The organism is Vreelandella janggokensis (assembly GCF_031451615.1).
Lineage (GTDB): Bacteria > Pseudomonadota > Gammaproteobacteria > Pseudomonadales > Halomonadaceae > Vreelandella > Vreelandella janggokensis.
Genome location: NZ_JARWAJ010000002.1, coordinates 536,272 through 562,842, shown reverse-complemented (window position 1 = coordinate 562,842; position 26,571 = coordinate 536,272). Strand labels below are relative to the sequence as shown.

The following is a 26,571-nucleotide window of genomic DNA, read 5'->3' as shown; positions in this document are numbered from 1 at the left end:
AATCGGCCGGTATCGGCGGCAGCCAGCAAGGGCGGCGACTTGCTGGCACGCCTGAAAGCCAAGAAACATGCCACGCAGTATTAACCTGCTGGTATAGCCCGCCCTGCCGGGTGGGCCTGTTCTAAAGGGGCTCGCAGTGCCTGTTCTATTACGTCTGTTCAAGGCGCTTCAGGCGTCTACGATCAATGTCAGTTGGATGTTTTTGTTGTTGATGGTCATCAGCCATGCGGCACTTTCATGGGCCTTTATGGCGATGAGCAGTGAAGCGGTAGCCGAGACTTTCGGAACATGGGTGTACTTTTACGTCACCACGGCGACAACGGTGGGCTATGGCGACTATAGTCCGGTAACGTCCAGCGGCCAGTGGGCCGCCGCCTTATGGGTGATTCCCGGCGGCATTATGCTGTTTGCCGCGTTTATCGGTAAAGCAACCGCTAATATCAGTTCAACATGGAGAATGCTGGTGCAGGGTAATGCTGATTACAGCCATCTTAACGGACATACCCTCGTCGTCGGTTGGCATGGCGAGCCAACAGCGCATATTATTCGCATCCTGCAGGCCGACACCAACCTCCCCGACGATATTGTGCTGTGCGTCGCCAAAGATATCGACAACCCATTGCCGGGCAGCATCAAGTTCGTCAAAGGCGATAGCTTTTCCGATACTGAACTGCTGGCACGAGCGGGCATTCAAGGAGCCAGCCGCATCATTATTTACGATGAGACCGATGAGCGCGTGGCCACCATTGCCTTATCGGTCTTCGATCAAAAGCCGGCTGGCTGCCACGTCGTCGCCCACTGCGATAACCCGGCAACGGCCAACATGTTGCGGCGTACCTTACCGGGTATTGAGTGTACTCAGGGGTTATCGATCGAAATGCTGGTCCGCTCCGCCACCGACGCAGGCATCAGCCGTGTGGTCAATGAGCTGCTCGCCATTGACCACGGCGCAACCCAGTTCCAGGGGTGCTTACCCAACACACTGCCAGCCGATCAAACAGCTCGCTACGGCGACCTGATGAGCCTGGCCAAATCAAGCGACAACATCACACTGTTAGGGGTGTGGCGCCCATCCATTGAGGCGCATCAAATGCTCAACCCTCCGGCTGATTTCGCGGTAGGCAAAGGCGACACTCTGTATTATATGGGTGACAAACGACTTACAGAGGCCGAGCTAACTCGCTTGTTTCAGTCTGCTGCGCAGGGGGCCGCCTGATGCTCAAGACGCTTAAGAGGTTATATCGCGCCACCACCGCTCCCTCTGCGCCACCTCCAGCACCGGGTTTGCCCAACGGTATGCCCCCAGCAGCGCTGGAAGGCTTGCGCCTCGATGGTCGCGTCAACATCCAACTGATTGACCTGTGCACCTACCCCGATGCCCTGTTTCACTGGGACAACGAGGCCTTTCATCATATCGCCGCTGTCGGGCATGTTGATCTCGGCCAAGGTGCCCACCTGGTGCGCTTTTACCTGGATAACGACACTTGGTTGCAAGCCAATATCGAGCAAGAGCAGGTAGTCGAATACAAACTGTTCGATTTCTATCGCGTCGCGCAGCTATCCCCTGTCGAGTTTGATACGCTGGTCAACGGCACTGACCCGCACACCAATCCAACAGGCGCGCAAACCGTTACGATTACCTCGACCGATACATCCGAACGTCGTTGTACTTACCAACGCGTGTGGGGTGATGACGCTCAAGAATGGTCGCCGCCGGCCGTATTCGAGGAACAGGTAGTCACCACTGACAGTATTAGCAGCCGCTACGTTACCCACCACGCCATGCTTTTTGAACGCGCTATCCAGGACGCTGAGCGCATGGAATACGCATTGGTCAGCGCCGAAAACGATGGCGACGGTGGTTTCATGGTGGTGTATAACGTCGGCGTTGACGTTGCCCCGATGGATATCGACGCCCTTTGACTTTTCTCAACCTTCACGAAGGAAACAACGTCCATGCTGCATTATCTGCAGGGTTTACCGTATTTTATTGCCTACCTGGTCGCGGCGATCATTTTGTTGGTCGCATTCATGTACTGCTATAGCCGCATCACGCCGCACCACGAATGGAAGCTGATTCGCGAGGGCAACGCGGCCGCCGCGACCGCCTACGGCGGCTCTATCCTGGGCTTTACCATCCCGCTGTACAGCGCCATGGCCAACTCCATCAGCTTTGTCGACTTCATTTTGTGGGGCGTGGTTGCGTTTATCGTCCAGTTGGCAACCTTCTTCGGCGTGAAGCTGTTCCTACGCAAGCAGGGAGAAAGCCTCTCGCAACATATTACCGAAGGCCACCAGGCTTACGGCATTTTAATGGCAAGCATCGCCGTGGCCGTTGGCTTGCTCAACGCCGCCTCGATGACGTGGTAAAAGGAAGCCGCTGACATGTCCAGATACGATCAAACACCGCATTTGCCGAGACGCAAACGCAGCGCACGCCTGTCACTCGCGATGATGGGCGCCAGCGCCTTTGGCCTGACTGCCTGCGGACAACCACCCCAGGAAGAACACATTACCGACATCGAGTTTGATGAGCCGCGCAGTTTCCAGAGCGTCGAGGATTGTGTCGCCGCAGATGTTTATACGCGCAATGCCTGCGAGGCTGCCTACGAGGCTTCGCTTGAGGACGTGCCGCGCTTTAACACCCTGGAAGAATGTGAGGCGGAACATGGCGAAGGCGCCTGTACCGAACCCACAGATGAGCAGTCACAGGCGGCAACCGGTAGCAGCGGCGGCAGCTGGTTCATGCCTGCCATGATGGGCTATATGGTCGGCAGCATGATGTCCAACACCAGCCGCGGGCGTTCGTTCGAGCGGGTTTATCAAGAGCCGGTGTACCGCAATCGCCAAAACCAGGGCAACTGGAACACCGCGTCAAGCCAGGCTACCCAACGGATCTCTCAGCGTAACGACGCCATGCGCAGTTCGGTGCGCGCGTCTTCACAGCGTAGTGGCTTTGGCTCGCGTTCATCCACACGGAGTGGCTGGGGCTCTTAACCGCCAGCAAAGCTCACCATGCTACGAATCGATATCCCTGAGCGGCAAAACTGGAAAGCCCTGGCCCACGAACTGGGCTTTCATTTCCATACCATTGAGGGCGAGCCTTACTGGAAGGAAAACGCCTACTACCAGTTCACCATGGAGCAGGTAGAGCGCGACATAGAGGCACCCACCGAGGCAATCCATGAGATGTGCATGGAGTTGGTCGACAAGGTCTGCCACTCCAATGCCTTGATGCAGCGTTTAGCGCTACCCGAGCACATGTGGGACAGCATCCATCACTCGTGGAGAGCCGGTCAGCCGCACCTTTACGGGCGTATGGATTTTGCCTATTCCGGCGATGGCCCGGCAAAGCTGCTGGAACTCAACTACGACACCCCGACCTCACTTTACGAAGCGGGCTTCTTCCAGTGGGTATGGCTCGAGCAAGCCATGGCACAGGGCATCCTGCCGCGTCACGCCGATCAATACAACTCGATACAGGAGCGGCTGATCAATGCCATGGCACATCTGGGCGACCGCCTCGAGGGCCGCACGCTATATTTCTCGTGCGTCAAGGATAACGCCGAAGAGCGTGCCACGGTGCACTACCTTCAGGATGTCGCGGTGCAGGCAGGCCTCAACGCCCCCTTTATCTACACCGAAGATATTGGCCAGCATCCGGCGGCCGATCACTTCGTCGACCTCGACGACCAGCCCATTCAGGCACTGTTCAAGCTGTATCCCTGGGAAGAAATGGCCGACGACGCTTTTGGTGAATTGATCCCCCAGTTAAACACTCACTGGTTTGAGCCGCCCTGGAAGGCGGTGTTATCCAACAAAGGTATCTTGCCGCTGCTGTGGGAACACTTCGAAGGACACCCCAACCTGTTACCGGCATTTTTCGAGAAAGCCAATAGCTCACCGCTACCCGCCGGCTGGGTGCGCAAGCCGTTTTTCTCGCGGGAAGGCAGCAACATCGAACTGATTACCCCTTCGGGCCAGCGCGAAGCGGTCGGTGGCCCCTATACCGATAGCCCCTGGATTCGGCAGGCGTATCACCCCATGCCACGCTTCGGTGATAATCACGCCCTGGTCGGCAGTTGGGTCGTCGGCGACCGTGCCTGCGGCATGGGCATTCGCGAAGACGTCGGGCACATCACCAAGGATTCTTCCTGCTTTGTGCCCCACGCCATTGTCTAACGGTTGATCATGCTTCAGCCCATCAGCCATAAACAGCTGACCGAATCACCCTGGGCGATATCGCGATGCGGCGGGATGACCGCCAGCGCATTGGCCTGAATACACGAGGACAGAACCGACGAGTTCTGATCATCAAACGCCTTGGCATGCGCACCTTGAGCATCAAACGTCAGGACCACGCGCATATAGTGCTGCCGAGGGCCAGTGGATGTTGAAAACTCTGCTCGCGCGGTGACACAAGGCAGCGCTGTCAGATCGGGGCAGCTTAATAGCGCGCCCATCAGCGGGCGTAAAAAAAGCCAGGCGCCGACAAAGCCGGAAACGGGATTACCGGGTAATCCGACAAAGTGCGCCTGCCCGCCTTCGCGTCGCGGCAAGTGCCCCAGCGCCAACGGCTTGCCCGGCCGAATGGCGAGCTTCCACATCGTGAGCTTACCCAGTGCCTCGAGCGAGGCTTTCACGTGATCCTCTTCGCCGACACTCACCCCGCCGGTGCTGACGACGACGTCGGCATCTTCCGCCGCCTGGGCGAGCAGCTCCCGAGTGCGTTCAGCATCGTCGGGCACGCTGACCTGGGTAACCACCTCAGCGCCAAAGGTTGTAAGCAACCGCGTGAGCATGGGGCGGTTTGAGTTATACAGCTGTCCCGGCTTGAGCGGCGTACCGGGGTCAACCACTTCATCGCCGGTAGACAACAGCGCTACCCGCGGCCGACGGCGAACGCCAACCTCTGTCACCCCCTGTCCGGCCAGGTGGCCTAGCGCTGCGGCCTCCAGGCACTGACCGGCGCTCAGCAGCACATCCCCCTGGCGCACATCGCGCCCCTTCAAACGCACATTGTCGCCAGCGGGGATATCCGCAGGGATCGTGGCAACATCGCCATCCACCTCGACGCGCTCCTGCATGACCACGCAGTCGGCCCCGGGGGGGATTTCACCGCCGGTAAAAATCCGCGCGCAGCTGCCCGGCGCCAGCGGCGTGGCAGGCGTGCCCGCCGCAATCCGCTGGCTGACCCACAGTCGCTGCCCGGCATCCCCCGCCCGCAGCGCGTAGCCGTCCATCGCGCTATTGGTATACGGCGGCACATCAAGCTGCGCGGTAACGTCTTCAGCCAGCACCCGCCCGGCCGCGTCGGGAAGCGCCACGCGCTCCGCCGTCATGGGCGTGACATCTGCCAGCAGCGCTGACAGGGCATCATCAATGGAGTGCAGCTCAGCCATGCTGGCCTCGCTCGGGGATCACCAGGTTGGCGAAGTTGCACGGCTTGTGGCGGCTGTCGAGCTGTTCGGCAAGAATGCCGTCCCAGCCGGTGCGACAGGCGCCGGTCGAACCCGGCAGGCAGAAGATCACCGTGGCGTTGGCCAGCCCGCCGAGACAGCGGCTTTGAATTGTGGAGCTGCCGATTTCCTCGCCGCTCAGCTGACGGAATCGCTCGCCAAAGCCTTCAATTGGTTTGTCGAGCAGCACCCGTACCGCCTCCGGCGTCGAATCGCGGCCGGTAAAGCCGGTGCCGCCGGTGGTGATCACGCCCTGCACCGCAGGGTCAGCAATCCATTGGGCCACCACGGCGCGAATGGTGTACACGTCGTCCGGCACGATACGCTTTTCTACCAGCTGGTGACCGGCCTGGGTCAGCCGTTCGACCAGGGCCTGGCCACTGCGATCGGTCTCATCGGTGCGCGTATCGGAAATCGTCAGTACCGCGATACGCAGCGGAATCATCGGCTCCATGGGCTACTCCTTGGCGCGCTTTTGCGCTTGCCGGGCCTCAAGCGCCGCCAGTTGTTCCGGCGTTGCCTTGCCTTGGTAGAGGTCTTTCCACTCATCGTAAGGCATGCCGTAGACGTACTCGCGGGCTTCTTCGTAAGTCAGCTGTTCACCCCGCGCTTCTGCCGCACTCACCAACCATTTGGACAGACAGTTACGGCAAAAGTCGGCCAGAATCATCAGGTCGATATTCTGCACGTCTTTATTGTCATCCAGGTGCTGTAACAGGCGGCGAAACGCAGCGGCTTCAAGCTCGGTACGGGTGGTATCGTCAAACTTGTCCATCTCTGTGACCTCTATGGTGTGAAATTAAGTTCAGCATAACAAAAGACACCGCCCGTAGGCGGTGTCTTTTGCAACATTCCAGCGCGCCTTACGAGGAGCGAGGAGCGGGTGATTCACCTGCGTCTTTTGAGGCTTTCCGGTCAGCCAGCTCCTGCTCGGAGACCGCCTGATCCTTGACCTCTTCGTACCACAGATTGTGGTGCTCCTTGGCCCAGGTTTCATCGACGTAGCCAGTGGTCATGCCTTCCAGCGAGCCTTCCGTACCCAGGGTACCGATGTAGATATGGCCGACCGACACGGCCGTCAGCCCCAGGGCGCCCACCGCGTGGACGAGGTTCGCCCACTGCATGGTGTCGCGTCCCTGACCGAAGTTGGGGAAGTCGAGGACAAAGCCGCTGGCAACTACCAGCAGTCCCACCGACGCAAGCAGCCAGTACCAGGCTTTTTCACCGCCATTGGCGAAGCCCGCATCCACGTGGCCTTTACCAACAAGGCCACCGCCTTTCTTGAACCATTCCAGGTCGTGCTTCTTGGGCATGTTGTCCTTGATCAGGCTGACCAGCATCACGATCAACAACACGCTGAAGATCGGCCCCAGATAGTTGTGCAGCAACTTAGAGGACGAGACCATCCAGCCCCAGAAGGCATCGCCAAACAGCCCCCGAAAGACAAACTTGCCAAACAGCAGGTTGAGACCGGTGAGCGCCAGGACGATAAACAGCGACGCCACGGACCAGTGCAAGGCACGCATGAATAGCGGCCAGCGGAACAGCTTGCGTCCCGATCGCGGCTCTTCAAGGTGTTTACGCCCGACGATGAGGTAGAACAGCGTAATGATCACGATCATGCCGCCAATCACGATCAGGCCGAAGGGTGACACCCAGCGGTTACGCCACTGACGCCAGGTTTCACCGCTGGCGTTGATCAGGTTGTAGTTACTGTCGGCTCGCGAATCACGGTAGTTGGGACCGGTCTCGCCGCTACGGACTTGTCGCCACTGGTCCGCATCGATGCCGGGCGCCGCCGTGCTCATTTCACGATTGGGGTCAGCTTCCTGGGCATGAGCTACCTGCGCCACGCCCAGACTGAACACCAGGGCGAAGGCCAACAGCAGCCAGCGCCAGACTCCTTGCCATTGAGACAGGTGCGGCACCCCACCGGGTGCCTGAGCAGTCAACTGGTTCATGGAGAGCCTCCTTACCCTTTACGGGCAGCATCATAGGCTAGGTTGTCGGCACTGGCCTGAGGGTTGTTGGACCAGGCGCCATCTTCATGGCCACGATGCACCACACGCTGACGGAAAATATCCGCCACGTCCTGGGCATCGCCTGCCAGAAGTGCCTTGGTGGAGCACATTTCCGCGCACAGCGGCAACTTGCCTTCGGCGATGCGGTTGGCGCCGTACTTCTCGTACTCTTCTTCCTTGCTTTCGGCAGGGCCGCCCGCACAGAAGGTACATTTGTCCATCTTACCGCGCTCGCCAAACGCATCCTGCTGCGGGAACTGCGGGGCGCCAAAGGGGCAGGCGTAGAGGCAGTAGCCACAGCCGATACACAGGTCTTTATCGTGCAGCACGATACCGTCGTCGGTCTTGTAGAAGCAGTCGGTCGGGCACACCGCCATGCAGGGGGCGTCGTCACAGTGCATGCAGGCGACCGAAATGGACATCTCGTCGGCTTCGCCGTCATTCAGTGTCACAACACGCCGACGCTGAATGCCCCATTCGACATCATTGGCATTTTTACAGGCGGTCACGCAGCCGTTGCATTCGATGCAGCGCTCGGCGTCACACATAAATTTCATTTGAGCCATGGTGTTCTCCTTATACGGTGCGGGATGTCGCCCGCACCGTGGATGCTGTCAGGTCTAGGCGAGCCTCAGGCACGCTCGATGCGGCAGATGGTGCACTTGGTCTCTTGCATCAGTGTCACCGGGTCGTAGCCATAAGTGGTCGCGGTATTGGCCGCTTCGCCGATTACGTAGGGAGCAGTGCCCTCAGGGTACATGCCCTCCAGGCTTTCGCCCTGGAACATGCCGCCAAAGTGGAATGGCATGAAGGCCACCTTGCGGTCCACGCGTGGCGTGACCATCGCCTTCACCTTCACGCGTCCGCCTTCGGCCCCTTCGACCCATACCTGGTCGCCATCGCTGATGCCGATATCATTGGCATCGGCCGGGTTGATCTCCACAAACATCTCTTGCTGAAGCTCGGCCAGCCACGACATGGAGCGCGTTTCTTCACCGCCGCCTTCGTATTCGACCAGTCGCCCGGAAGTGAGGATGATCGGGTAGTCATCCACCGAGGGGGCACCGTCCTGTACGCTCTTGTACATGGTCGGCAGGCGCATGATGGAGTCAAAGTCGTCCCAGGTCGGGTATTTGTCGACCAGGTCACGGCGGGTTGAGTAGAGCGGCTCACGGTGCTTCGGCACTGCGTCAGGGAAGGTCCACACCACTGCCCGCGCCTTGGCGTTACCGTACGGGGCGCAGCCGTGCTCGATCGCGACACGCTGAATACCGCCGGACAGATCGGTTTTCCAGTTCTTGCCTTCCGCCGCTTGTTTCTCGGCGTCGGTAAGGTCGTTCCACCAGCCAAGGTCTTTCAGCAGCTGGTCGTTGAACTCCGGGTAGCCATCGTCGATATCGCCATTCACCGGCGCGGAACCTTCAGCCAGCAGATTGACGCCGTCCCGCTCGATGCCAAACCGAGCGCGGAAGCCCATGCCGCCTTCCATCACCGGTACGCTTGGATCATAAAGATTGGGCGAGCCGGGATGATTGAACTCGGCCGTTCCCCAGCAGGGCCAGGGCAAACCGTAATAATCGCCATCCGCCGGGCCGCCTTGGGCGCGCAGGTTTTCAAAGCTGAAGGTGTGCCAGTTTTGCTGGTGTTCCTTCAGGCGCTCCGGGCTTTGACCGGTGTAGCCGACGGTCCACATGCCAGCGTTGATTTCCCGCAGGATATCTTCGATCAGCGGTTCGTCGCCGTTCATCTCATAGTTGGCGACCAGCTCGTCGCCAAAGCCGAGCTTGCGGGCGAACAGGTACATGATCTCGTGATCGGGCTTGGACTCGAACAGCGGGTCGATGACCTTGTCGCGCCACTGCAGGGAACGGTTGGTCGCCGTCACGCTGCCGGTGGTTTCGAACTGGGTCGCGGCCGGCAACAGGTACACACCGTCGGTGCGGTCGTGCATGACGGCCGCAACGGTCGGGTAGGGATCGACGATGACCATCATTTCGAGCTTTTTCATGGCCTGCTGCATTTCGACGCCGCGGGTCTGGGAGTTGACCGCGTGACCCCAATAGAACATGGCCTTGAGCGCCGTACGCTGGGAGATGTTCTCGTCTTCTTCCAGCACGCCGTCCACCCAGCGCGACACGGTGATACCGGCGCTGTTCATGGGCTTGCCATCGTTGTACTCGGTATCGTCGAAGCGGCCCTGCAGCCACTCGTAATCAACGTTCCAGACGTTGGACCAGTGCTGCCAAGCGCCTTCCGAGAGACCGTAGTACCCTGGCAGCGAATCGGAACCCAGCCCCAGGTCGGTCGCCCCCTGCACGTTGTCGTGACCGCGCAGGATGTTGGCACCGCCACCGGCCACGCCGATGTTACCCAGCGCGAGCTCGAGGATGCAGTAAGCGCGGGTATTGTTGTTACCCGTGGTGTGCTGGGTACCGCCCATGCACCAGACGACACACCCCGGACGGTTTTCGGACAGGGTCTTGGCCACGTCGAACATGTCCTGTTCGCTGACCCCGGTGATGTCCTCAACGACGCTCGGCGGGAAGTTGGCTACCTCAGCGCGTACATCGTCCATGCCGTAAACGCGCTGGTTGATGTATTCGCTGTCTTCCCAGCCGTTTTCAAAGATGTGCCACAGCAGACCCCAGACGTAGGCAACGTCGGAACCCGGACGCAGGCGCACGTATTTGTTGGCCTTGGCGGCCGTACGCGTGAAGCGCGGGTCGGCCACAATGATCTGGCAGTTGTTGCGTTCCTTGGCAATCAGGAAGTGCTGCATTGCCACCGGGTGCGCTTCGGACGGGTTCGAGCCAATGAACAGGATCGCCTTGCTGTTGTGCGTGTCGTTGAGCGAGTTGGTCATCGCCCCATAACCCCAGGTATTGGCAACCCCGGCCACGGTCGTGGAGTGACAGATACGCGCCTGGTGGTCGGTGTTGTTGGTGCCCCACATGGAGGCAAGCTTGCGCATCAGGTACGCCTGCTCGTTGTTGAACTTGGCCGAACCAAGCCAGTAAACGCTGTCGGGGCCGTGCTCGTCGCGCAGCTCAAGCAGCTTGTCGCCAATCTCGTTGACGGCATCTTCCCAGCTCATGCGCTCCCATTCGCCGCCCACCAGCTTCATGGGGTACTTCAAACGGCGGCTGGAATGGCCGTGCTGGCGTAGCGAAGCGCCTTTCGCACAGTGGGCACCACGGTTGATCGGGTGGTCAAAGGCCGGCTCTTGCTTGGTCCAGATCCCCTCTTGCACTTCGGCATACACGCCGCAGCCCACCGAGCAGTGCGAACAGATCGTGCGCTTGGTTTCCACGGGGGAATCCAGCACCGGCGTTTTGTCAGCCGATTCCGCGCGACGCATCATGGGCGCGCCCATAAAGCCTAGTGCGGCCACACCGCCCGTCGCTACGCCGCTGCGCTGTATAAACTGGCGGCGCGAAATACCCAGGCCGGGCGCTTTGGGAGTGTCTGTTTTGCGAGTTAAACGCATGGCAATTCTCCTGGCATTCCGCCGTCAGTCACGCAAGGAAGCGTAAAAAGCACGGACGTGATCGGTCTCACGATAATTGGTTGTTGGTTTTTCAACGTCGCTGGGAGCGCTATCGGCTTGCGCCAGGGTGACGTGTCCGACCGTAGCGGCCGCGCCTGCAGCGGCTGTTCCCAAACCTACGGTTTTCATGAACCGGCGGCGCTCAGGATTATGTGACTGTTGCATGGTGCTCTCCTCTCTTGCCATGGCCGTTGGCCGTTTTATCTTATGCTATGGCTGCTGCGCGCTCACCGGTGGGCGAATCAACGCATTAGCGCGTCACGTCAAGGTTCCACAATGTTGACTGGGGCATGGCTCGCCTCGATTGCCAGACGATCCTCTTCGCTTGTCATGAAAGCACTGCCCAACTGCCCGAGCGCTGCATAAAAAGCGGTATCGACTTGCCCTAAGTCGTCAAAACAGTCGCTTGCCCAAGGGGCAAGGTGATGCATAAAGAAGTGCGCCTGGTCGGGGCTCGTCGCGTCGATCAGCATGGCCATCACCTCGCACAGCGCGGCCAGGTGATCTTCGGGGTCCTTTGTGTGCTCGCTGCGCTCGAAGCCCAACGCACCAAGATCGCGACGTAGCGCGACCAGTGCCGCCTCCATCAGTTCACCGTTGCGGTACCAGGAGGCATAGGGCACCACATCGCCCTGGATCACGCCGACCAGATGACCAAAGTGCGCTCGCTTCAGGCTCGCTGCGTCAACGCTGTTCGCGGCTTGACTGAGCCCATGCCAGCATTCGGCCAGGCGGCTGCCGTCCTGCTCGATATCGAGCGACGCCAGCCAGCCAAGCAGCTCTTCGGTGGGCGCTTCGCGCAATAGCGCGGCGATAAGCCGGTAGATATCTGCTCGTAACGCATCGGCTTCGCTTAATGTCGGGGCAGCTTGCGTCATGGCTTATACCTTCAACTGGGCGTCGGGATCACGAATCATGGTTTTCCATACGTCTTTCACCCGACAGTCTTCGCACATCTCCAGCCGCAGCATGGCGTCACCTGCAAAATAGGGATGATCAGCCAGCTTGGCCTTGATATTGGCGACCGTGCTCGCCGTGGCAAACGGCTTGCCGCAGCCGATGCACTCAAAGGGCGCTTCTTCGTGACACACATGGCGAGCCTCACGCTCGGCAGTGGCCAGAAAGCCGGGAGTCAGGGTAATGGCATCTTCAGGGCAGGCCTGCTCGCAGAGCCCACACTGCACGCAATCCGCTTCGCGGAAGTTCAGCGACGGCGTATTGCCACCGGATGACAGCGCAGGGGTTGGACAATTGCTGACACAAGCGTGGCACAGGGTGCAGGCATCACTGTCGACCTGAATGCCGCCGTAGGCGGCACCCTCTGGCATGGCATGTCGCTGGCCACTGGGCTCGCCAAGTTCGCCCAGGCGCGCGAGCACGATATTCAGGCGAGCACGCTTCTCAGGCTCATTCAACGACAGTGGCTGGTCGGTCAGTGGCGTTAGCAATGGCAGCGCGTCGCGTGCCTGAGCAGCGTCAGTATCCAGCAGTTGCACGCGTTCGGGGTTATGCCCCAGCGCCGACAGCAATGTCCGAGCCTGGGCCAACTGATCGGTCAGGAAGGCGCTAAGGCGCTGAGGCATATCGGCATGTCGCTGAATGCGCACCTCTGCCGCGCCGCTGGCAAGGGCGGTTAGCCACTGGTCATGACCGGCCGCACCCAGTTCTTCCAGGGGAATATCCAGCACGTGCCCGGCGGGGACTACACCCGCCGCTTTTTCGGCGTCCTGGGAATCGTGAGTGATAAAGCGCAGTACCGGTGCTTGACCGCCCGCCTCGCGGTAGGCGGCCAGCCAGCTTGAGAGCGTGTCCTGCTGGCGGCGTGTATCGGGCAAGCGAAATTCGATCGCGCCGGTGGGGCAGGCACTCGTGCAACTGCCTACGCCCTGGCACAGGTAGGGATCAATCTCGATCTGTGATTCGATACGCCCTTGATGGCTGCTGATGGCATCGGCAGGGCACACGTCCAGGCAGCGCGTGCAGCCAACATTGCCGCTGGCGGAATGCGCACAGAGATCGCTGTTGACCTGGAAATAACGCGGCTTGTCGAACTCCCCGATCAGCTCGCCGACGCTGTCCAGCGCCTCGCGGCGCCGCTCGGTATCGGTCCAGTCGAGGGTGACATACCCCGGGGGTGGCAACTCGCGCGCCATCACCGGGCGGGCGCTCAGGTCCAGTACAAGATCGAAGTGATCACGATCAATGAGTGCCCGAGCCAGATTAAGCGGGGTACCGTCGTTATCAAACTGGACAGCAAAAGCGCCAAGGTAGCCTGAAATGCTTAACACCTCGGCCTGCTCAGGCGTCATTTGATAGCGGACAAGCGGTTGAGCATGTCCCTGTGGCGATGAGTCGGACGACAGCGTGTCCTCGGAACCGGTATCTTGCGATTCACCGGAGCCGGCGGGGGTATTGATGGTCAGCAACGTCAACGAAGCGAGCCCGCTGCCCTTCAAGGCATGGGCAGCTTTCTCGGCGGCGTCGCTTGGACCAATCACCAACGCATGACCACGGCTGTGATAGGTCACATTCGCGGGCGTCAGGTTCGCCGGCCATGAGATGCGTTGGCGTACAGCTTCTCTGGCTTCGGCGTTACGCTGGTCGTCCAGGGACGCCAGTTGGATTCTTTGGTTCATGCATTCTCACGGTCAGAGGATCATTTTTTATTATATTAGTGGGTCATATTTTTTAACTATTTTGGCATATCGGCTGCACCAATACATAACATTAGTGCACAGCGATAAAATCATTTTCCATTTTTTTAAGCCTATTCGCTCAGCTTATGGCGATTTCGTCATCTATGCCAAGAAAAACGCGCCTTGCACTTTCAACGCTGTTGTTCCGATATTTATTCAAGTCATTGTTTTAAAAAAACTAAAACTCATCTCATGCTTTGGTATGAGAGCCATCAGACTGGTCGTCTTGCGCCACCTTTCCCTCAGAGCCAGTCGGATTGGATGCATCTCCATTGGAAGAAGATACTTGCTCCTTGTCGCCCTCTGCCGGTGCTTGTTCGGCCTGGGTATCGTTGGCCTTGTCGGCCACGGATTCATCGGCTTTCTTGGCCCACCGACGCAACTTGCCCGCCAGCTCGGAGGCCATGGGCTTCAACTGCTGGCGATAGTCAAGGTCATAGTCATCCAGACCGTCGCGCACATTGTAGTTCCCTGTTGCCCAAAGGCGTTTTAACGCCCGGCGCCGCAACGCTGAACTGACACCGGGTACCATGTAGCCACTGAAATCACTGCCCGCCTCCAGCGTTTCGGGGTCGGGCAAGGTTTCATCCAGGCTACCGGGCGGGGGTGGCGCAGGTCGTATGGGCTCGCCAGATTCGGTATCGTCTGCTTCATGATTTTCCGCCGATCCAGCCCTGTTAGCCGGGTCCGTTTCATCCAGCGGAAGTGGTGGTGACTCGCTGCGGTCTTTCGTCTCGGGGGCTGCTGCGGATGGTTGATCGTCCGGCTCGAGACCTCGCTTGATACGCGACCAGCGCTCTAAACGACTCATTGCGGTTTCTCCTGGGTGGGCGTTTCCTTGGCGCGCCCGGCCCCCTTGTGTTTCTTCTTGCGAATTTCCATCGGCGCTTCACCGTGGCGGGCCAGATAGCTTTCGATCCATATCTGGATCGCCATCGGCATCGCCACTTCCAGCACCTGCTGCTCGCCATCCATCCAACCTGCTGCGACATCTTGACTCGCCGTCATCGCCGCAGGCTCAGGGGCCTGTCCAGTAAAACCGGCACGCACGAACAATCGTGGCGTGGTGGCCGTCAGGTTAAAGCGATAGGCAGCGCGCTCGGTCATGAACAGCTGCAAAAACAGCACGTGTGGGCCCTGCTCACCTAGCGTCACCTCACCGATACGCCATTGTGTCTGGCTAAACCGGTTGATCTGCTTGTTCTCGGCGACCAGCGTAATACTTAACGGGCGGAGATTATCGGTCATTACGGCGGCCCTTATGCTTTATTCGGAACGAAAGGTTCAGGTAGACAAGTAAGCCTTTCGAGCGCCATCATCGTCAACTCAAACGTTGTACGCACCATGAGGATCACGGATGCCCGCCCTGGAGCTAAGCCGAGCCCGCTTACCGGCCACCACCGAGATTGACGTGGTAGACGAATTTGGTGATACCCGTCGGCAGGCGATTGCCGCCGAGCGGGCCTTGACCGTTTATCTCAACAAGCGTGAGATTGTCACGCTGATGACGCTGGGTGACGACCCCGAAGCGCTGGTAGTCGGCTATCTACGTAATCAGGGGCTGCTGCGCGCCGCGGCTGACCTTTCGGTCGTTCAGGTGGACTGGGAGGTTGAAGCCGCTGTGGTCGTTACCGGCCACTTACCTGACGACCTTGAGGCTCGCCTCAGCACTCGCACCGTTACCACCGGTTGCGGGCAAGGAACGGTATTCGGCAAGCTCCTCGATCAGACTGACCTGACCGAGCTGCCTGACACGCGGCTGGCCCAGTCCACGCTCTACCAATTGCTGCAAAATCTCAATGCCTATAATGAAACCTACCGTAGCGCCGGGGCGGTGCACGGCTGCGCGCTATGCTGGCAAAGCGACGTGCTGGATTTCGTTGAAGATGTCGGCAGGCACAACGCCGTGGATACACTAGCAGGCCGCCAGTGGCTGCAACAGGCAGACAGCGCCGATGCGGATATTTTCTATACCACGGGGCGATTAACTTCAGAAATGGTGCTCAAGGTCGCCCAGATGGGTATCAGCGTCCTGGTATCCCGCTCCGGCGTGACCCAAAAAGGCGTCGAGTTGGCGAAACGCTTTGGCGTCATGCTGATTGCCCGCGCCAAAGGCAAGCACTTTCAAGCCATTAACGCTCAAGACCGCCTCACGCTGGATGCCATTCCCGCACGCCCGCCTCGCGCCCGTGCAGCCAAACAGGAGGCACGCCAATGATTTCCGCAAAGCAACTTACCGGCATGGTTCTCGCCGGCGGTGAAGGCCGCCGCATGGGCGGCCGCGATAAAGGCCTCGAACCCTTTGCTGGCCTGCCGTTGATTGCTCATGTCATTCAGCGTTTCGATGGCCGGGTAGCCGAACTGCTGATCAACGCCAACCGCAACAGCGACGCCTACGAGTTGTTCGCTGACCGTGTCATTGAAGACGCCGAGGGCGGTTTCAAGGGGCCGCTGATGGGTATCTACAGCGGCTTGCGCGCCGCTAAAACCCCCTGGCTGCTGGTGGCGCCCTGTGACTCCCCTGCGCTGCCCAACGACCTGGTGGCACGCATGGTGGCGGGCATCGGCGAGCATGATATTGCCGTTGCCTTTGACGGTGAACGCATGCACCCCGTGGTAGCCTTGATTCGCACCTCTCTGGCTGATGATCTGGCAACAACGCTGGCCGATGGGGAACGCAAGATCGACCGCTGGTATGCCCGCCATGCCTGGTGCAGGGTCGATATGTCAGACTGCGCGGAAGCCTTTGCCAACCTGAACACCGAAGAAGAGAAAATTCGCCTGGAAACAGCGCTTGGCAATGACGCCAGCGCGAAAAAGGCCATCACATGACGCTGTCCTGTTTCGAGCTCGGCGAGCAGATGCTCAGTGTGAGCGAGGCGCGAACGGCGCTTGCCACCCTGATCGAACGGCCCCTTGTCAGTGAGCGCGTCGCCCTAGCGAATGCCCATGGTCGGCGCCTTGCAGAAGACATTACCGCCACGATTAACGTGCCGCAGAATACCAATGCGGCGATGGACGGTGTGGCCCTGGCCTGGGAGAACAATGCCCAAACCCAGTGGGCACTGGCAGGCGATGCCTTTGCCGGCCAGGCGTTTGCGGGCAACGTCGCTGCTGGGCAGTGTGTGCGCATTACGACCGGCGCACCGCTCCCGCCCGGCACCGATACTGTCATCATGCGCGAGCAGCTGGTCGAGCAGCACGACAGCGTCGTGATTGAAGCGCCTGAGCGTGTCAAACGTGGCCAGAACGTGCGCCAAGCGGGAGAGGACATCACGATCGGCGACGTCGCCCTTACCGCCGGTACTCGTTTAGACGCCGCCGCCCTGGGGCTGGTCGCCTCGTTGGGCTGGGCACAAGTACCCGTTTATCAGCGCCCCAGGGTGGCGATTTTCTCGACCGGCAATGAAGTCACAGCCCCAGGCAATACCTTGCCAAGCGATGGCATTTACGACGCCAACCGCTTTACCCTGACGGGGCTGCTCATTGAACATGGCGCTGAGGTCATTGACCTTGGCATCTTGCCGGATGACTTTACCGCACTGACGGATACCCTGGCAGACGCCGCGGCGAAAAGTGACCTGGTGATTTCCAGCGGCGGGGTTTCGGTCGGCCATGCCGATTTTACCCGTGACGCTCTCGAGCACCTTGGGCGCCTGACGTTCTGGCGGGTGGCCCTCCGCCCTGGGCGCCCCATGGCCTGCGGCTGGCTGGGCACGGCGCATACGCCTTTCGTCGGCCTGCCCGGCAATCCCGTGGCCGTCATGGTAACCTTCCTGCAGTTTGTGGTGCCGTTGCTGCAGCGGCTCCAGGGTCGGCCGGTGACGTCCCCGCGCCGCCTCCAGGCGGTTGCCGACGACGCCTTGAAAAGTCGCTTTCAACGGACAGACTTTATCCGTGGCATCTACCATAATGATAAAGAAGGACGGCTACACGTACGCAGCACCGGTGCCCAGGGGTCGGGCATTTTAACCTCAATGGTGGCCGCTAACTGTTTGATAGAGTTAGCCGATGACCAGGACGGCGTGCAACCAGGTGAGGTCGTCAGCATACAACCATTAACGGATTGGCTATGACCGAGCAACTGATCGACAACTTTGGCCGCCGCATCAACTATGTGCGTATATCGGTAACCGACCGCTGCGACTTCCGCTGCGTTTACTGCATGAGCGAGGAGATGACCTTTCTGCCCCGCGCGCAGGTTCTTACACTGGAAGAGCTGGCCATGGTCGCCCGCGCCTTTACCGAGCTCGGCGTCGAGAAAATTCGCCTCACCGGCGGCGAACCCCTGGTACGCCGTGACATCACCCAGTTGGTGGATGAAATCGGCTCGATGCCGGGACTCAACGACTTCACCATGACCACCAATGGTGCCAGCCTGCGCAAGCATGCCAAGCAGCTATACGCTGGCGGCATGCGGCGTCTAAACATCAGCCTGGATTCGCTGGATCCGGAACGCTTCAAACAGCTCACCCGCACCGGCGATCTGGATAAAGTCATCGACGGCATCCATGCCGCCAAGGAAGCCGGCTTCGAGCGCATCAAGCTCAACGCGGTCATCCTCAAGGGCCGCAACGAGGATGAAGTGCTCGACCTAGTCGACTTTGCCCGCCGCGAAGGGCTGGATATCAGCTTTATCGAGGAAATGCCGCTGGGCGATGTCTCCGACCACTCCCGCGCGGAAACCTTCTATTCAAGCGATGACGTCCAGGCGCTGATCGAAACCCGCTACCCGCTGATCGCCACCCCGGAAACCACGCCCGGCCCTTCGCGTTATTTCCGCATGGCCGACAGCAACAGCCGTATCGGCTTTATTTCGCCACACAGCCATAACTTCTGCGATACCTGCAACCGCGTTCGCGTGACCGTCGAAGGTCGCTTGCTGCTGTGCCTGGGCAACGAGCATTCGGTCGACTTGCGTGCGGTATTGCGTCGTCACCCGGCGGATATGCAGGCGCTCAAGGATGCCATCATCAATGCCTTGCCACTTAAACCCGAGCGTCATCATTTCACCACCGACGGTGATGTTCAGGTGGTGCGCTTCATGAACATGACCGGCGGCTAATGGTGTCAGCGTTATCCAATGTGCCGGTGCATATCATCACCGGCTTTCTGGGCAGTGGCAAAACATCGCTTATCCACAGCCTGATCGAGCAAAAGCCTGTGGATGAAAAATGGGCGATTCTGGTCAACGAGTTTGGCCAGATCGGCATCGACCAGGCAATGTTTGAAGCGCGCGACGATGTGGTGGTTAAAGGCTTGCCGGGTGGTTGCCTGTGTTGCCAGTTGGCCTTCGTGATGCAGGCCGCTCTGGTCAATCTGTTGTCGCGTAGCCAACCTGACCGGGTGATCATCGAGCCTTCCGGCCTTGGTCATCCGGCAGGGTTGGTGGATCTGCTGCGTAGCGAGGCGTTTCAGGGTGTCGTAGACGTACGCGATATTGTGACGACGCTCGATCCACGTCGCCTGGATGAGCCACGCGTGGTCGACCACGAAACCTTCCGCGACCAGCTCGAGATCGCCGACGCTATTGCCTTGACCATGCGCGACCTAAGCACCGCCGAGCAACTCAGTGCGGCCCACGCCTTTGTTGCCGAGCGCTGGCCACCGCGCAAGTGGGTCCATGAGGCCGACCATGGTCGGCTGCCGCTGTCGCTTTTGCTGGAAAGCGACAGCGCTCAACGTAACGCGATTGAAACGCCTGAGGCCCATCAGCCACTACCTGTTCCCCCCAGTCTGGACGGCGGTTTTTTCGACGTCCCGCCTGCCCCCGGCACGCCGCAATGTGAAACCGGTGCCTCGCTGGGTTACGCAAGTATCGGCTTGCGCTGGCATCCGAGTGATTGCTTTGACCTGGACGGCCTGGCCGCCTATCTCAGTGAGCTTTCCCGGGACGTGCGAGTCAAGGGCGTGTTTCACACCCAGGATGGCTGGCGACAGCTCAACCGAGCTGATGGCACGCTAAGCGTCACGCCATCCACCTGGCGTCAGGACTCACGTCTGGAGATCATTGCCCACGAGTCGTCCAGCCCACATATGCCCGATGCGGACACGCTAAAAGAGGCGCTCGCCGGCACCTTACAAAGCTAAATGCTCATGCCTAAGCCACATCTCAAGCACGTTCAGAGGCATTGCTTTTCCGTATAGGAAGCCTTGATAAGCTCGGCAACCATGGGCCAAAAGCCACGCCTGCTGGTCGTCTCTCTCGACGCCTTCGGCCACGATCTCCAGCGACAGACTTTGTGCCAGCGCAATGGTACTTTCCACGATGGCAGCATTCGCCTTACTGTCAATCACCTGCTGAACAAAGGATTGATCAATTTTTAACTGATCCAGAGGGAGGTGTGCCAGATAGGCCAGCGACGAGTAACCAGTACCATAGTCGTCCAGCGCAAAACGCACCCCCTGCTGTTTGAGTTGCAGCATTTTCTCACGGGCATCATCGCGCTCTTCCACAAATAGCGACTCCGTCACCTCCAGTTTAAGCTTGTGACTCGGCGCGCCTGTGCGCTGCAATATCGACTCCACCTTGTTAACAAAATCAACCTGCCGGAACTGCAGCGGGCTGACGTTGACCGCCACGCTCAATTCGGCAAACCCAGGCTGGTGGGCCCACTGCGCCAGCTGTTGACAGGCAGCCTCCAGCACCCAATCACCTACCGGGTTAATCAGCTCGGTCGATTCGAGGAGGGGAATGAACACGCCCGGCATGACCAAGCCGCGTTCAGGATGCTGCCAGCGCAGCAGGCCTTCGACCCCTATGCAGCGGCCGTCCTGATCAACTTGAGGCTGGAAATACAGCTGCCATTCTTCATTCGCCAACGCTTGGCGAAGTTCGTTTTCCAGGCGAACCCGCGCCAACAATTCGGCTTGCATGGTGGGGTCAAAAAAGCTCAACGCACAGCGACCGCTGCTTTTGGCCTGGAAAAGCGCCATGTCCGCCTGCTGCAAGTAATCATCGACTGTACTGGTATGATCACTTACCACGGTAATCCCGATACTTGCCGTGACGCTAAGACAGTCATCCCGGACCGTCATCGGCTGGCTGATCATATCCTGAAGTTTCTGCGCGATATTTTCGGCCAGTTCAGCGGTATGCTCCCGGCTTTTACCCAGGCCTTCGATCAGCACGGCAAATTCATCGCTTCCCAGCCGCGCCAGGGTGTCCGTTTCACGCAGCATTTGCCCCATTAAACGTGCAAGATGTTGAAGCAGTTGATCACCAACGTAGTGCCCCAGGGTATCGTTGATTTGCTTGAAGTTATCGATATCGATAAACAGCAAGGCCCCCCAGCGAGAATGACGATTCACGTCCTTTAAAGCTGCCTCCATGCGGTCCATGAACAGTCGCCGATTGGCAAGCCCGGTCAACGGGTCGTAAAACGCCAGTTGATGAATTTCCTGCTCTGCCGCTTTGCTCTCACTAATGTCGCTCATGGTGGCTACGTAATGCGTCAAGGTGCCTTGCGGGTCGTAAACGGCACTAATGGTCAGCCATTCGGGAAACACATCGCCATTCTTGCGGCGACTCCAGATTTCACCTTCCCAACTACCGGCTACCTGAACCCGCTGCCATAATTTGCGGTAGAAAGCGGCATCGTGTCGGCCTGAGTTCAACATCCGCGGGCTTTTACCCACCAGTTCGGCTTCGCTATAGCCGGTGATTCGCGTAAAGGTATTGTTGACCTTCAACACATGGCCGTTTGCATCGGCAATCAGCATGCCTAGATGGGTCTGGAACGCCGTGGCAGAGATTCGCAGCTCCGCTTCACTTTGATGTAACCGATGTTCAAAGCGCAGCCGGTTAAGGTAGTGACGCACACCCCAGGCGCCCAATATTGCGATCAACAGCATCACCCCAGCCAGAATCCCGGCACGTTGTCGCCAGTTGGCCAATTGAAGATGAACATCCTCGCCCACGACCACCAAAAGCGGCAGTTCTTCTATCCACTGCATCTGAAACAGCCGCTCGCGCTGATCCAGCGGTGAGGTCACACGTAACGACCACTTATCGACATCCCGTTCAAGCATCGCCAGGGTCTCGGGACTGTCCACCTGCCATCCAGCGGTGAAGGGATCCTCAAGACTAGGTAAACGGGCAATCAGCTTGAGTTCACCATCTACCAGCGCAATACTTTCGCCGTTGGACACGCCTAGACGCTGCAAGGCGCGTTCAAAAACCGCAGGGGAAATACGTGCGACCGCTATGCCGTCGAATTCACCGTTATCACGGGTCAAGCGGCGAGCTTGATAAAGATAGTAGCGCTCGTCAGGGGCGGTCGAATAAAGCGGCGTCACCAGCTCCGTGCGATCGTCCTGATCACGAAATTTTTGAAAAAACGAGCTGCTGCTTAGGTCGCGACCTATTGAGTCAGCGCTACGTGCGCTGGCCTGAACAATTCCTTCAGCATCGATAACACCAATATCATCGACCCAGTCGACAGAGCGTGTTCGGTTGCGTAATGCCTGTTGAATAGCAGAAGACTCTCCCTCGGTCGGCATGCCCTCCAGTTGCACCAACTCGGCAACGCTAAAAAGGGCCTGACCGCTTTGCGCAAAAACGCCTTTTGCCCATTCGACCACGACGTCGGCTCTGGCCGCATTGCGCGTCTCAAGCGTCTGGAGTTCCTGGCGATATTGTTCGTAGAGTATCCATGCAAAAATACTCAGGAGCAGCAACAGCGCTACCCCGTAAAGCGTTAAAGCTCCGCGGCGCTGTTGGCGATACTTTTTCGCCAAGTCGGATGTTAACGGGGCAACAGGTTGTGGCATTGCGCGGACGCCTTGTCATAAAGTGGCACTAAACAAACGGAACCGCCCTAACATAAGCTTAAACGTCGATGATATTGAAGAACTATTTTTGAAAAGTACATCGGCCTTTTTCAATTCCTCTATCATTAAATCAACTGATTACCCGCCATGAGAGCTTGATATGCCCGCGCTTGGTCAAATGAGCGACTATGAGATTCGCCTGATTCGTATTTTTCAAACAGTGGTGGAGTGCGGTGGCTTTACGGCGGCCGAGACCACGCTGGGCATAAGCCGGTCGGCAATCAGCCAGCACATGAACGATCTGGAAGGACGGCTAGGCTTTTCGCTGTGCCAGCGTGGGCGTGGCGGGTTCAGCCTAACCGAGGAGGGCAAAGAGATTTATCAGGCAGGCCTGACGCTGCTTTCCGCGCTTGAAACCTTCAAAAGCGATGTCAACGCGCTGCATCAAACCATCAAGGGGGAGCTGAATATTGGCATTACCGACAACCTGGTGACGCTACCCGCCATGCATGTCACCCATGCGCTGACCAGGCTCAGCGGCCCGGAACACGATGTGACACTGAACATACACATGGAGCCCTCGGATGCGGTGATTCGCGGCGTGATGGACGGCCACATGCACGTCGGCGTGGTGCCAGCGGTCAACCTGCCCACCAGCCTGAGTACTCAGCATCTCTACGACGAACCTTCCTATCTGTACTGCTCGGTGGGACACCCGTTGTTCGATAAGGCCAGTGACCGCCTCACGTTGGACGAGCTTGCACAGCATCCCGCCATATCACCACGCTATCCGCTACCTGCTGAGGCACGCCAGGCCCACGATGACCTCAACCTGCGCGCCTCGGCGTCAGACCGTGAGGGCGCGGCGTTTTTGATTCTCACCGGGCGTTTTATGGGATTTCTTCCCGAACACGTCGCCGACCAGTGGGTCTCGGCGGGCAAAATGCGCGCCCTGAATACCACAAGTCAGCACTACCTTATTCCCTTTGTGCTTATTGCACGTCGCGATCGCCGCCCCAATCGTGTGGTTGACGCCTTTTTACACTTCATCAATACGCCACAAACACCAACACCCGGCATTTAGACGGGTGTTGGTGAGATATGTTGGAGAAGCGCACGTCGCGCGAACTAAGGTAGTTGCTCGGCCGGCTCCTTGTCAGCCACCGGCGCCGGACCCACCGACGGTGCGGAGGAAAGCACCTGACTTGCGACATAGTAAACGATCGCGCCAAGCGCCGAGCCGGTAAACCAGCCGTAGTCGTAGAACCAGTACATCGTACCGGTGGTCAGCGAGATTAGCGTTAGCGCAACGGGCACGCCAAAGGCGATAAAACCGGCAATGTTCACCGCGGGATAAACATGGCTGTCCATATACAGACTGGGCACATCCAGGCGCTGTTTTTTAATCAAAAAGTAATCCACCGCCATGATCCCCGCGATCGGGCCAAGCAGGCTGGAATACCCCAGTAGCCAGTTGGAGTACATCTGTTCCAGCGATACCCCTGGCGGGATGATGCCCGCTTTTTGGAGCAGGTCATAGCCCATCAGCAACACACCCACCGCACCGGTCATCAGTACACCACGGGTCTGATTGATCATTTTAGGCGCAATATTCTGAAAATCATTGGTCGGCGAGACAATATTCGAGGCCGTGTTGGTAGAAATCGTGGCGATGATGATCAGCAGCATCGCCAGCACTACCCAGAACGGGCTATCAATATAGCCGATCAGCCGCACCGGGTCGGCCACGGTTTGACCGACAAGCGTCTCTGAGGCAGCGGTCATCACCACACCCAGTGAGGCAAAGAAAAACATTGTCAACGGCAGGCCAATCACCTGCCCGACAATCTGATCTTTCTGACTTTTGGCAAAACGACTGAAATCGGGAATATTCAGCGACAGGGTCGCCCAAAAGCCTACCATGGCGGTTAACCCGGCAAAGAAGTAGCCATACACTGACGCCCCTTCTGGACGCGATGGCGGCTGAGCCAGCAGCTCGGTCATCGAGGTGTGCGGCCACGCCCACACCATCAAGCCAATACCCACCGCCAATAGCAACGGTGCGGCCAGGGTTTCCAGCCACTTGATCGACTCCGCACCGCGAATGACCACATAAAGATTCATGGCGCCAAACACGAAAAAGCCGATGACTTCACCAACGCCGCCCAGTGCCGCCCACGCGGGTATCAGTTCCGAGAGCAGCAAGTGAATGGCCAGCCCGCCGAACATGGTTTGAATACCAAACCACCCACACCCGACCAGGGCGCGCACCAGACACGGCACGTTGGATCCAAAAATCCCGAACGAAGAGCGAAGCACAACGGGAAAAGGAATCCCGAATTTAGTACCCGGAAAAGCGTTGAGCGTGAGTGGAATCAAGACAATCACGTTGGCCAGTAATATCGCGAACAACGCCTCCCCCACACTCAAGCCAAAGTAGGCGGTCAACACACCCCCAAGTGTGTAGGTGGGTACACAAATCGCCATCCCCACCCAAAGCGCGGCGATATTCCACTTAGTCCAGGTTCGTTCACTCGCCTGGGTAGGCGCGATGTCCTTGTTGAAGCGCGAGCTATCGCGAACATCGTCCCCCACATCCAATTCAATCAGCCCTTCTCGGTCTACCATCTGAGAGGTTGTTTTCGTCATTGGTCTCTCCTCAGTGTCATCTGCTTCCCGGAAAACCCTCACGGTCTGAGGCTCCCAAGCAATAAGCATGCCGACCGCCCGGCACTATCACTTAACTTATTGATGGAAAACTGTCTTCCGGGACAAGAATTTTATTATTGTCTTCATCTTGCTGCCCTTTAGGACACTACATACCCGACGGATTCAAAAAGGCTAGATCAAAAAAAATATTTGCACCAATTTTCAACATTAAAATTATGCCTAAAGACCCAAAATAATAACTAAACACATGATTTAAAAGACATATAAAAAAACATCAAAGCAGTGCAATGACTCACCATATTAGGGAAAACGCAAATCAAAAAGAAAAATAGCAAATTAACTCAACGAGTTAAAAAGGCCATTAAAAAAATATTCAACTAACTTGCTAAAAATCACATCCTGACGATACTTTCTTAAAAGCTGCCCTTACAGTCAGCTTTAGACTCCACTACCCACCGTCAGATCATTAATTAATCCTGATGCCGTGAGCTAACACTAATAACGGGAGAGACGCTAATGCAGAAGATGAAAATCGGCCTGATTCAAATGGGCCTGAAAACCAGCACCGACCTGGAACCCGCGGCCATCCGCGACGCCATGAACGAAGCCCATCTGCCGATGATCGAGAAAGCGGCAGAACAGGGCGTGCAGGTGCTCTGCTTTCAGGAAGTGTTCAACCAGCCCTATTTTTGCCCCAGTCAGGACGGCAAATGGTATGCCGCCGCCGAGCAGGTGCCGGAAGGCCCCACCTGCCAGATGATGCAGAAACTCGCCGCCAAGCACCGCATGGTGATCATCGTCCCGGTGTACGAAGAAACCGAGACCGGCGTTTACTACAACACCGCCGCGGTGTTCGATGCCGACGGCAGCTATCTGGGCAAGTACCACAAAACGCATATCCCCCAGATCGCAGGCTTTTGGGAGAAGTTTTTCTTCAAGCCGGGCAAATCCAACTGGCCGGTCTTCGATACCGCCTTTGGCAAGATTGGTGTGTATATCTGCTATGACCGCCACTTCCCCGAGGGCTGGCGGGCGCTCGCCCTCAACGGCGCCGAGGTGATCTTCAACCCTTCCGCTACTGTCGCCGGGCTTTCGCAGTACCTTTGGGAGCTTGAGCAACCCGCCTCGGCCGCGGCCAACGGCTGCTTTATTGCCGCCATCAACCGCGTTGGTACCGAAGCACCCTGGAATATCGGCAATTTCTATGGCTCCAGCTATATCGTTAACCCGCGCGGCAAGATCGAGGCCCAGGCCAGCGAAACAGAAGACGAACTGCTGGTGCACGAAATCGATTTGGACATGGTTCGCGAGGTACGCAACAACTGGCAGTTCTTCCGCGACCGCCGCCCGGAAACCTACACCCGCCTGACCGACGGCGAATAGCCCGGCCACCTGACAAGCAAAGG

25 protein-coding genes are annotated in these 26,571 nt (G+C 58.3%); 12 read left to right on the top strand and 13 right to left on the bottom strand.

Annotation, left to right across the window (positions count from 1 at the left end):
- Positions 1-136: 136 nt before the first annotated feature.
- Genes QC816_RS09330 through QC816_RS09310 form a run of 5 tightly spaced genes read left to right on the top strand, consistent with a single transcriptional unit; the run spans position 137 to position 4,182 of the window.
- On the top strand, positions 137-1,216 hold the full coding sequence (locus tag QC816_RS09330) for an ion channel (protein WP_268901602.1): 1,080 nt from the start codon (positions 137-139) through the stop codon (positions 1,214-1,216).
- Positions 1,216-1,923 (top strand): DUF2491 family protein, encoded by a 708-nt coding sequence (locus tag QC816_RS09325; protein ID WP_085918956.1) that lies wholly within the window; start codon positions 1,216-1,218, stop codon positions 1,921-1,923. The genes QC816_RS09330 and QC816_RS09325 overlap by 1 nt, the downstream gene beginning before the upstream one ends.
- Positions 1,924-1,956: 33 nt before the next feature.
- The gene (locus tag QC816_RS09320) at positions 1,957-2,370 is read left to right on the top strand and encodes a DUF350 domain-containing protein (RefSeq protein WP_085918955.1); all 414 of its coding nucleotides are present in this window, start codon (positions 1,957-1,959) and stop codon (positions 2,368-2,370) included.
- 15 nt (positions 2,371-2,385) lie between these two features.
- A complete protein-coding gene (locus QC816_RS09315) occupies positions 2,386-2,997 on the top strand; it encodes a DUF1190 domain-containing protein (protein WP_085918954.1) in 612 nt (203 codons plus the stop codon).
- An 18-nt stretch (positions 2,998-3,015) separates the two neighbouring features.
- Positions 3,016-4,182 carry a glutathionylspermidine synthase family protein gene (locus QC816_RS09310; protein ID WP_268901603.1) on the top strand — a complete coding sequence of 389 codons (1,167 nt, stop codon included), beginning with the start codon at positions 3,016-3,018 and terminating at the stop codon, positions 4,180-4,182.
- Positions 4,183-4,196: 14 nt separating this feature from the next.
- Here QC816_RS09310 and QC816_RS09305 read toward each other — a convergent pair whose 3' ends face one another.
- The 11 genes from QC816_RS09305 to QC816_RS09255 form a co-directional block, all read right to left on the bottom strand.
- Positions 4,197-5,402, bottom strand: a complete 1,206-nt coding sequence (locus QC816_RS09305; protein WP_264824780.1) for a molybdopterin molybdotransferase MoeA — start codon at positions 5,400-5,402, stop codon at positions 4,197-4,199.
- On the bottom strand, positions 5,395-5,913 hold the full coding sequence (moaB, locus tag QC816_RS09300; RefSeq protein WP_085918951.1) for a molybdenum cofactor biosynthesis protein B: 519 nt from the start codon (positions 5,911-5,913) through the stop codon (positions 5,395-5,397). Before moaB ends, QC816_RS09305 begins: the two co-directional genes overlap by 8 nt.
- Before the next feature lie 3 nt (positions 5,914-5,916).
- Positions 5,917-6,234, bottom strand: a complete 318-nt coding sequence (locus QC816_RS09295; RefSeq protein WP_268901604.1) for a DUF1244 domain-containing protein — start codon at positions 6,232-6,234, stop codon at positions 5,917-5,919.
- A gap of 88 nt (positions 6,235-6,322) precedes the next feature.
- Complete coding sequence (locus tag QC816_RS09290) at positions 6,323-7,420, bottom strand: formate dehydrogenase subunit gamma (protein ID WP_309781770.1); 1,098 nt, start codon at positions 7,418-7,420, stop codon at positions 6,323-6,325.
- Between the two features lie 11 nt (positions 7,421-7,431).
- Positions 7,432-8,046 carry a formate dehydrogenase FDH3 subunit beta gene (gene fdh3B, locus QC816_RS09285; protein WP_085918948.1) on the bottom strand — a complete coding sequence of 205 codons (615 nt, stop codon included), beginning with the start codon at positions 8,044-8,046 and terminating at the stop codon, positions 7,432-7,434.
- A 65-nt stretch (positions 8,047-8,111) separates the two neighbouring features.
- The gene (locus QC816_RS09280; protein ID WP_085918947.1) at positions 8,112-10,967 is read right to left on the bottom strand and encodes a formate dehydrogenase subunit alpha; all 2,856 of its coding nucleotides are present in this window, start codon (positions 10,965-10,967) and stop codon (positions 8,112-8,114) included.
- A gap of 24 nt (positions 10,968-10,991) precedes the next feature.
- The gene (locus tag QC816_RS09275) at positions 10,992-11,192 is read right to left on the bottom strand and encodes a twin-arginine translocation signal domain-containing protein (RefSeq protein ID WP_085918946.1); all 201 of its coding nucleotides are present in this window, start codon (positions 11,190-11,192) and stop codon (positions 10,992-10,994) included.
- A 98-nt stretch (positions 11,193-11,290) separates the two neighbouring features.
- On the bottom strand, positions 11,291-11,905 hold the full coding sequence (locus tag QC816_RS09270; protein WP_085918945.1) for a TorD/DmsD family molecular chaperone: 615 nt from the start codon (positions 11,903-11,905) through the stop codon (positions 11,291-11,293).
- Between the two features lie 3 nt (positions 11,906-11,908).
- The gene (locus QC816_RS09265; RefSeq protein ID WP_309781766.1) at positions 11,909-13,663 is read right to left on the bottom strand and encodes a 4Fe-4S binding protein; all 1,755 of its coding nucleotides are present in this window, start codon (positions 13,661-13,663) and stop codon (positions 11,909-11,911) included.
- A gap of 250 nt (positions 13,664-13,913) precedes the next feature.
- The gene (locus QC816_RS09260) at positions 13,914-14,534 is read right to left on the bottom strand and encodes a DUF3306 domain-containing protein (RefSeq protein ID WP_085918943.1); all 621 of its coding nucleotides are present in this window, start codon (positions 14,532-14,534) and stop codon (positions 13,914-13,916) included.
- Entirely contained in the window at positions 14,531-14,971 is a 441-nt protein-coding gene (locus QC816_RS09255) for a DUF3305 domain-containing protein (RefSeq protein ID WP_085918942.1), read from the bottom strand. The genes QC816_RS09260 and QC816_RS09255 overlap by 4 nt, the downstream gene beginning before the upstream one ends.
- 109 nt (positions 14,972-15,080) lie before the next feature.
- Here QC816_RS09255 and QC816_RS09250 point away from each other — a divergent pair, with 109 nt between their 5' ends.
- From QC816_RS09250 to QC816_RS09230, 5 genes are read left to right on the top strand one after another with little or no spacing between them, the layout of a single operon-like run.
- Entirely contained in the window at positions 15,081-15,941 is an 861-nt protein-coding gene (locus QC816_RS09250; RefSeq protein WP_085918941.1) for a formate dehydrogenase accessory sulfurtransferase FdhD, read from the top strand.
- Positions 15,938-16,555, top strand: a complete 618-nt coding sequence (mobA, locus tag QC816_RS09245) for a molybdenum cofactor guanylyltransferase MobA (RefSeq protein ID WP_085918940.1) — start codon at positions 15,938-15,940, stop codon at positions 16,553-16,555. Before QC816_RS09250 ends, mobA begins: the two co-directional genes overlap by 4 nt.
- On the top strand, positions 16,552-17,799 hold the full coding sequence (gene moeA / locus QC816_RS09240; protein WP_085918939.1) for a molybdopterin molybdotransferase MoeA: 1,248 nt from the start codon (positions 16,552-16,554) through the stop codon (positions 17,797-17,799). Before mobA ends, moeA begins: the two co-directional genes overlap by 4 nt.
- Positions 17,796-18,788 carry a GTP 3',8-cyclase MoaA gene (gene moaA / locus QC816_RS09235; RefSeq protein WP_309781756.1) on the top strand — a complete coding sequence of 331 codons (993 nt, stop codon included), beginning with the start codon at positions 17,796-17,798 and terminating at the stop codon, positions 18,786-18,788. Before moeA ends, moaA begins: the two co-directional genes overlap by 4 nt.
- On the top strand, positions 18,788-19,813 hold the full coding sequence (locus QC816_RS09230) for a CobW family GTP-binding protein (protein WP_085918937.1): 1,026 nt from the start codon (positions 18,788-18,790) through the stop codon (positions 19,811-19,813). Before moaA ends, QC816_RS09230 begins: the two co-directional genes overlap by 1 nt.
- On the opposite strand, the gene QC816_RS09225 is transcribed toward QC816_RS09230, so the two are convergent.
- Complete coding sequence (locus tag QC816_RS09225; RefSeq protein ID WP_309781753.1) at positions 19,802-22,495, bottom strand: bifunctional diguanylate cyclase/phosphodiesterase; 2,694 nt, start codon at positions 22,493-22,495, stop codon at positions 19,802-19,804. The genes QC816_RS09230 and QC816_RS09225 overlap by 12 nt on opposite strands.
- 160 nt (positions 22,496-22,655) lie before the next feature.
- Between QC816_RS09225 and QC816_RS09220 the strand changes: the two genes are divergently transcribed.
- Entirely contained in the window at positions 22,656-23,579 is a 924-nt protein-coding gene (locus QC816_RS09220) for a LysR family transcriptional regulator (protein WP_309781752.1), read from the top strand.
- A 44-nt stretch (positions 23,580-23,623) separates the two neighbouring features.
- Here the strand turns inward: QC816_RS09220 and QC816_RS09215 are convergent, their stop codons facing one another.
- The gene (locus QC816_RS09215) at positions 23,624-25,144 is read right to left on the bottom strand and encodes an NCS1 family nucleobase:cation symporter-1 (RefSeq protein ID WP_085919778.1); all 1,521 of its coding nucleotides are present in this window, start codon (positions 25,142-25,144) and stop codon (positions 23,624-23,626) included.
- 537 nt (positions 25,145-25,681) lie between these two features.
- Here QC816_RS09215 and QC816_RS09210 point away from each other — a divergent pair.
- A complete protein-coding gene (locus QC816_RS09210) occupies positions 25,682-26,548 on the top strand; it encodes a nitrilase-related carbon-nitrogen hydrolase (RefSeq protein WP_085919777.1) in 867 nt (288 codons plus the stop codon).
- Positions 26,549-26,571 lie beyond the last annotated feature (23 nt).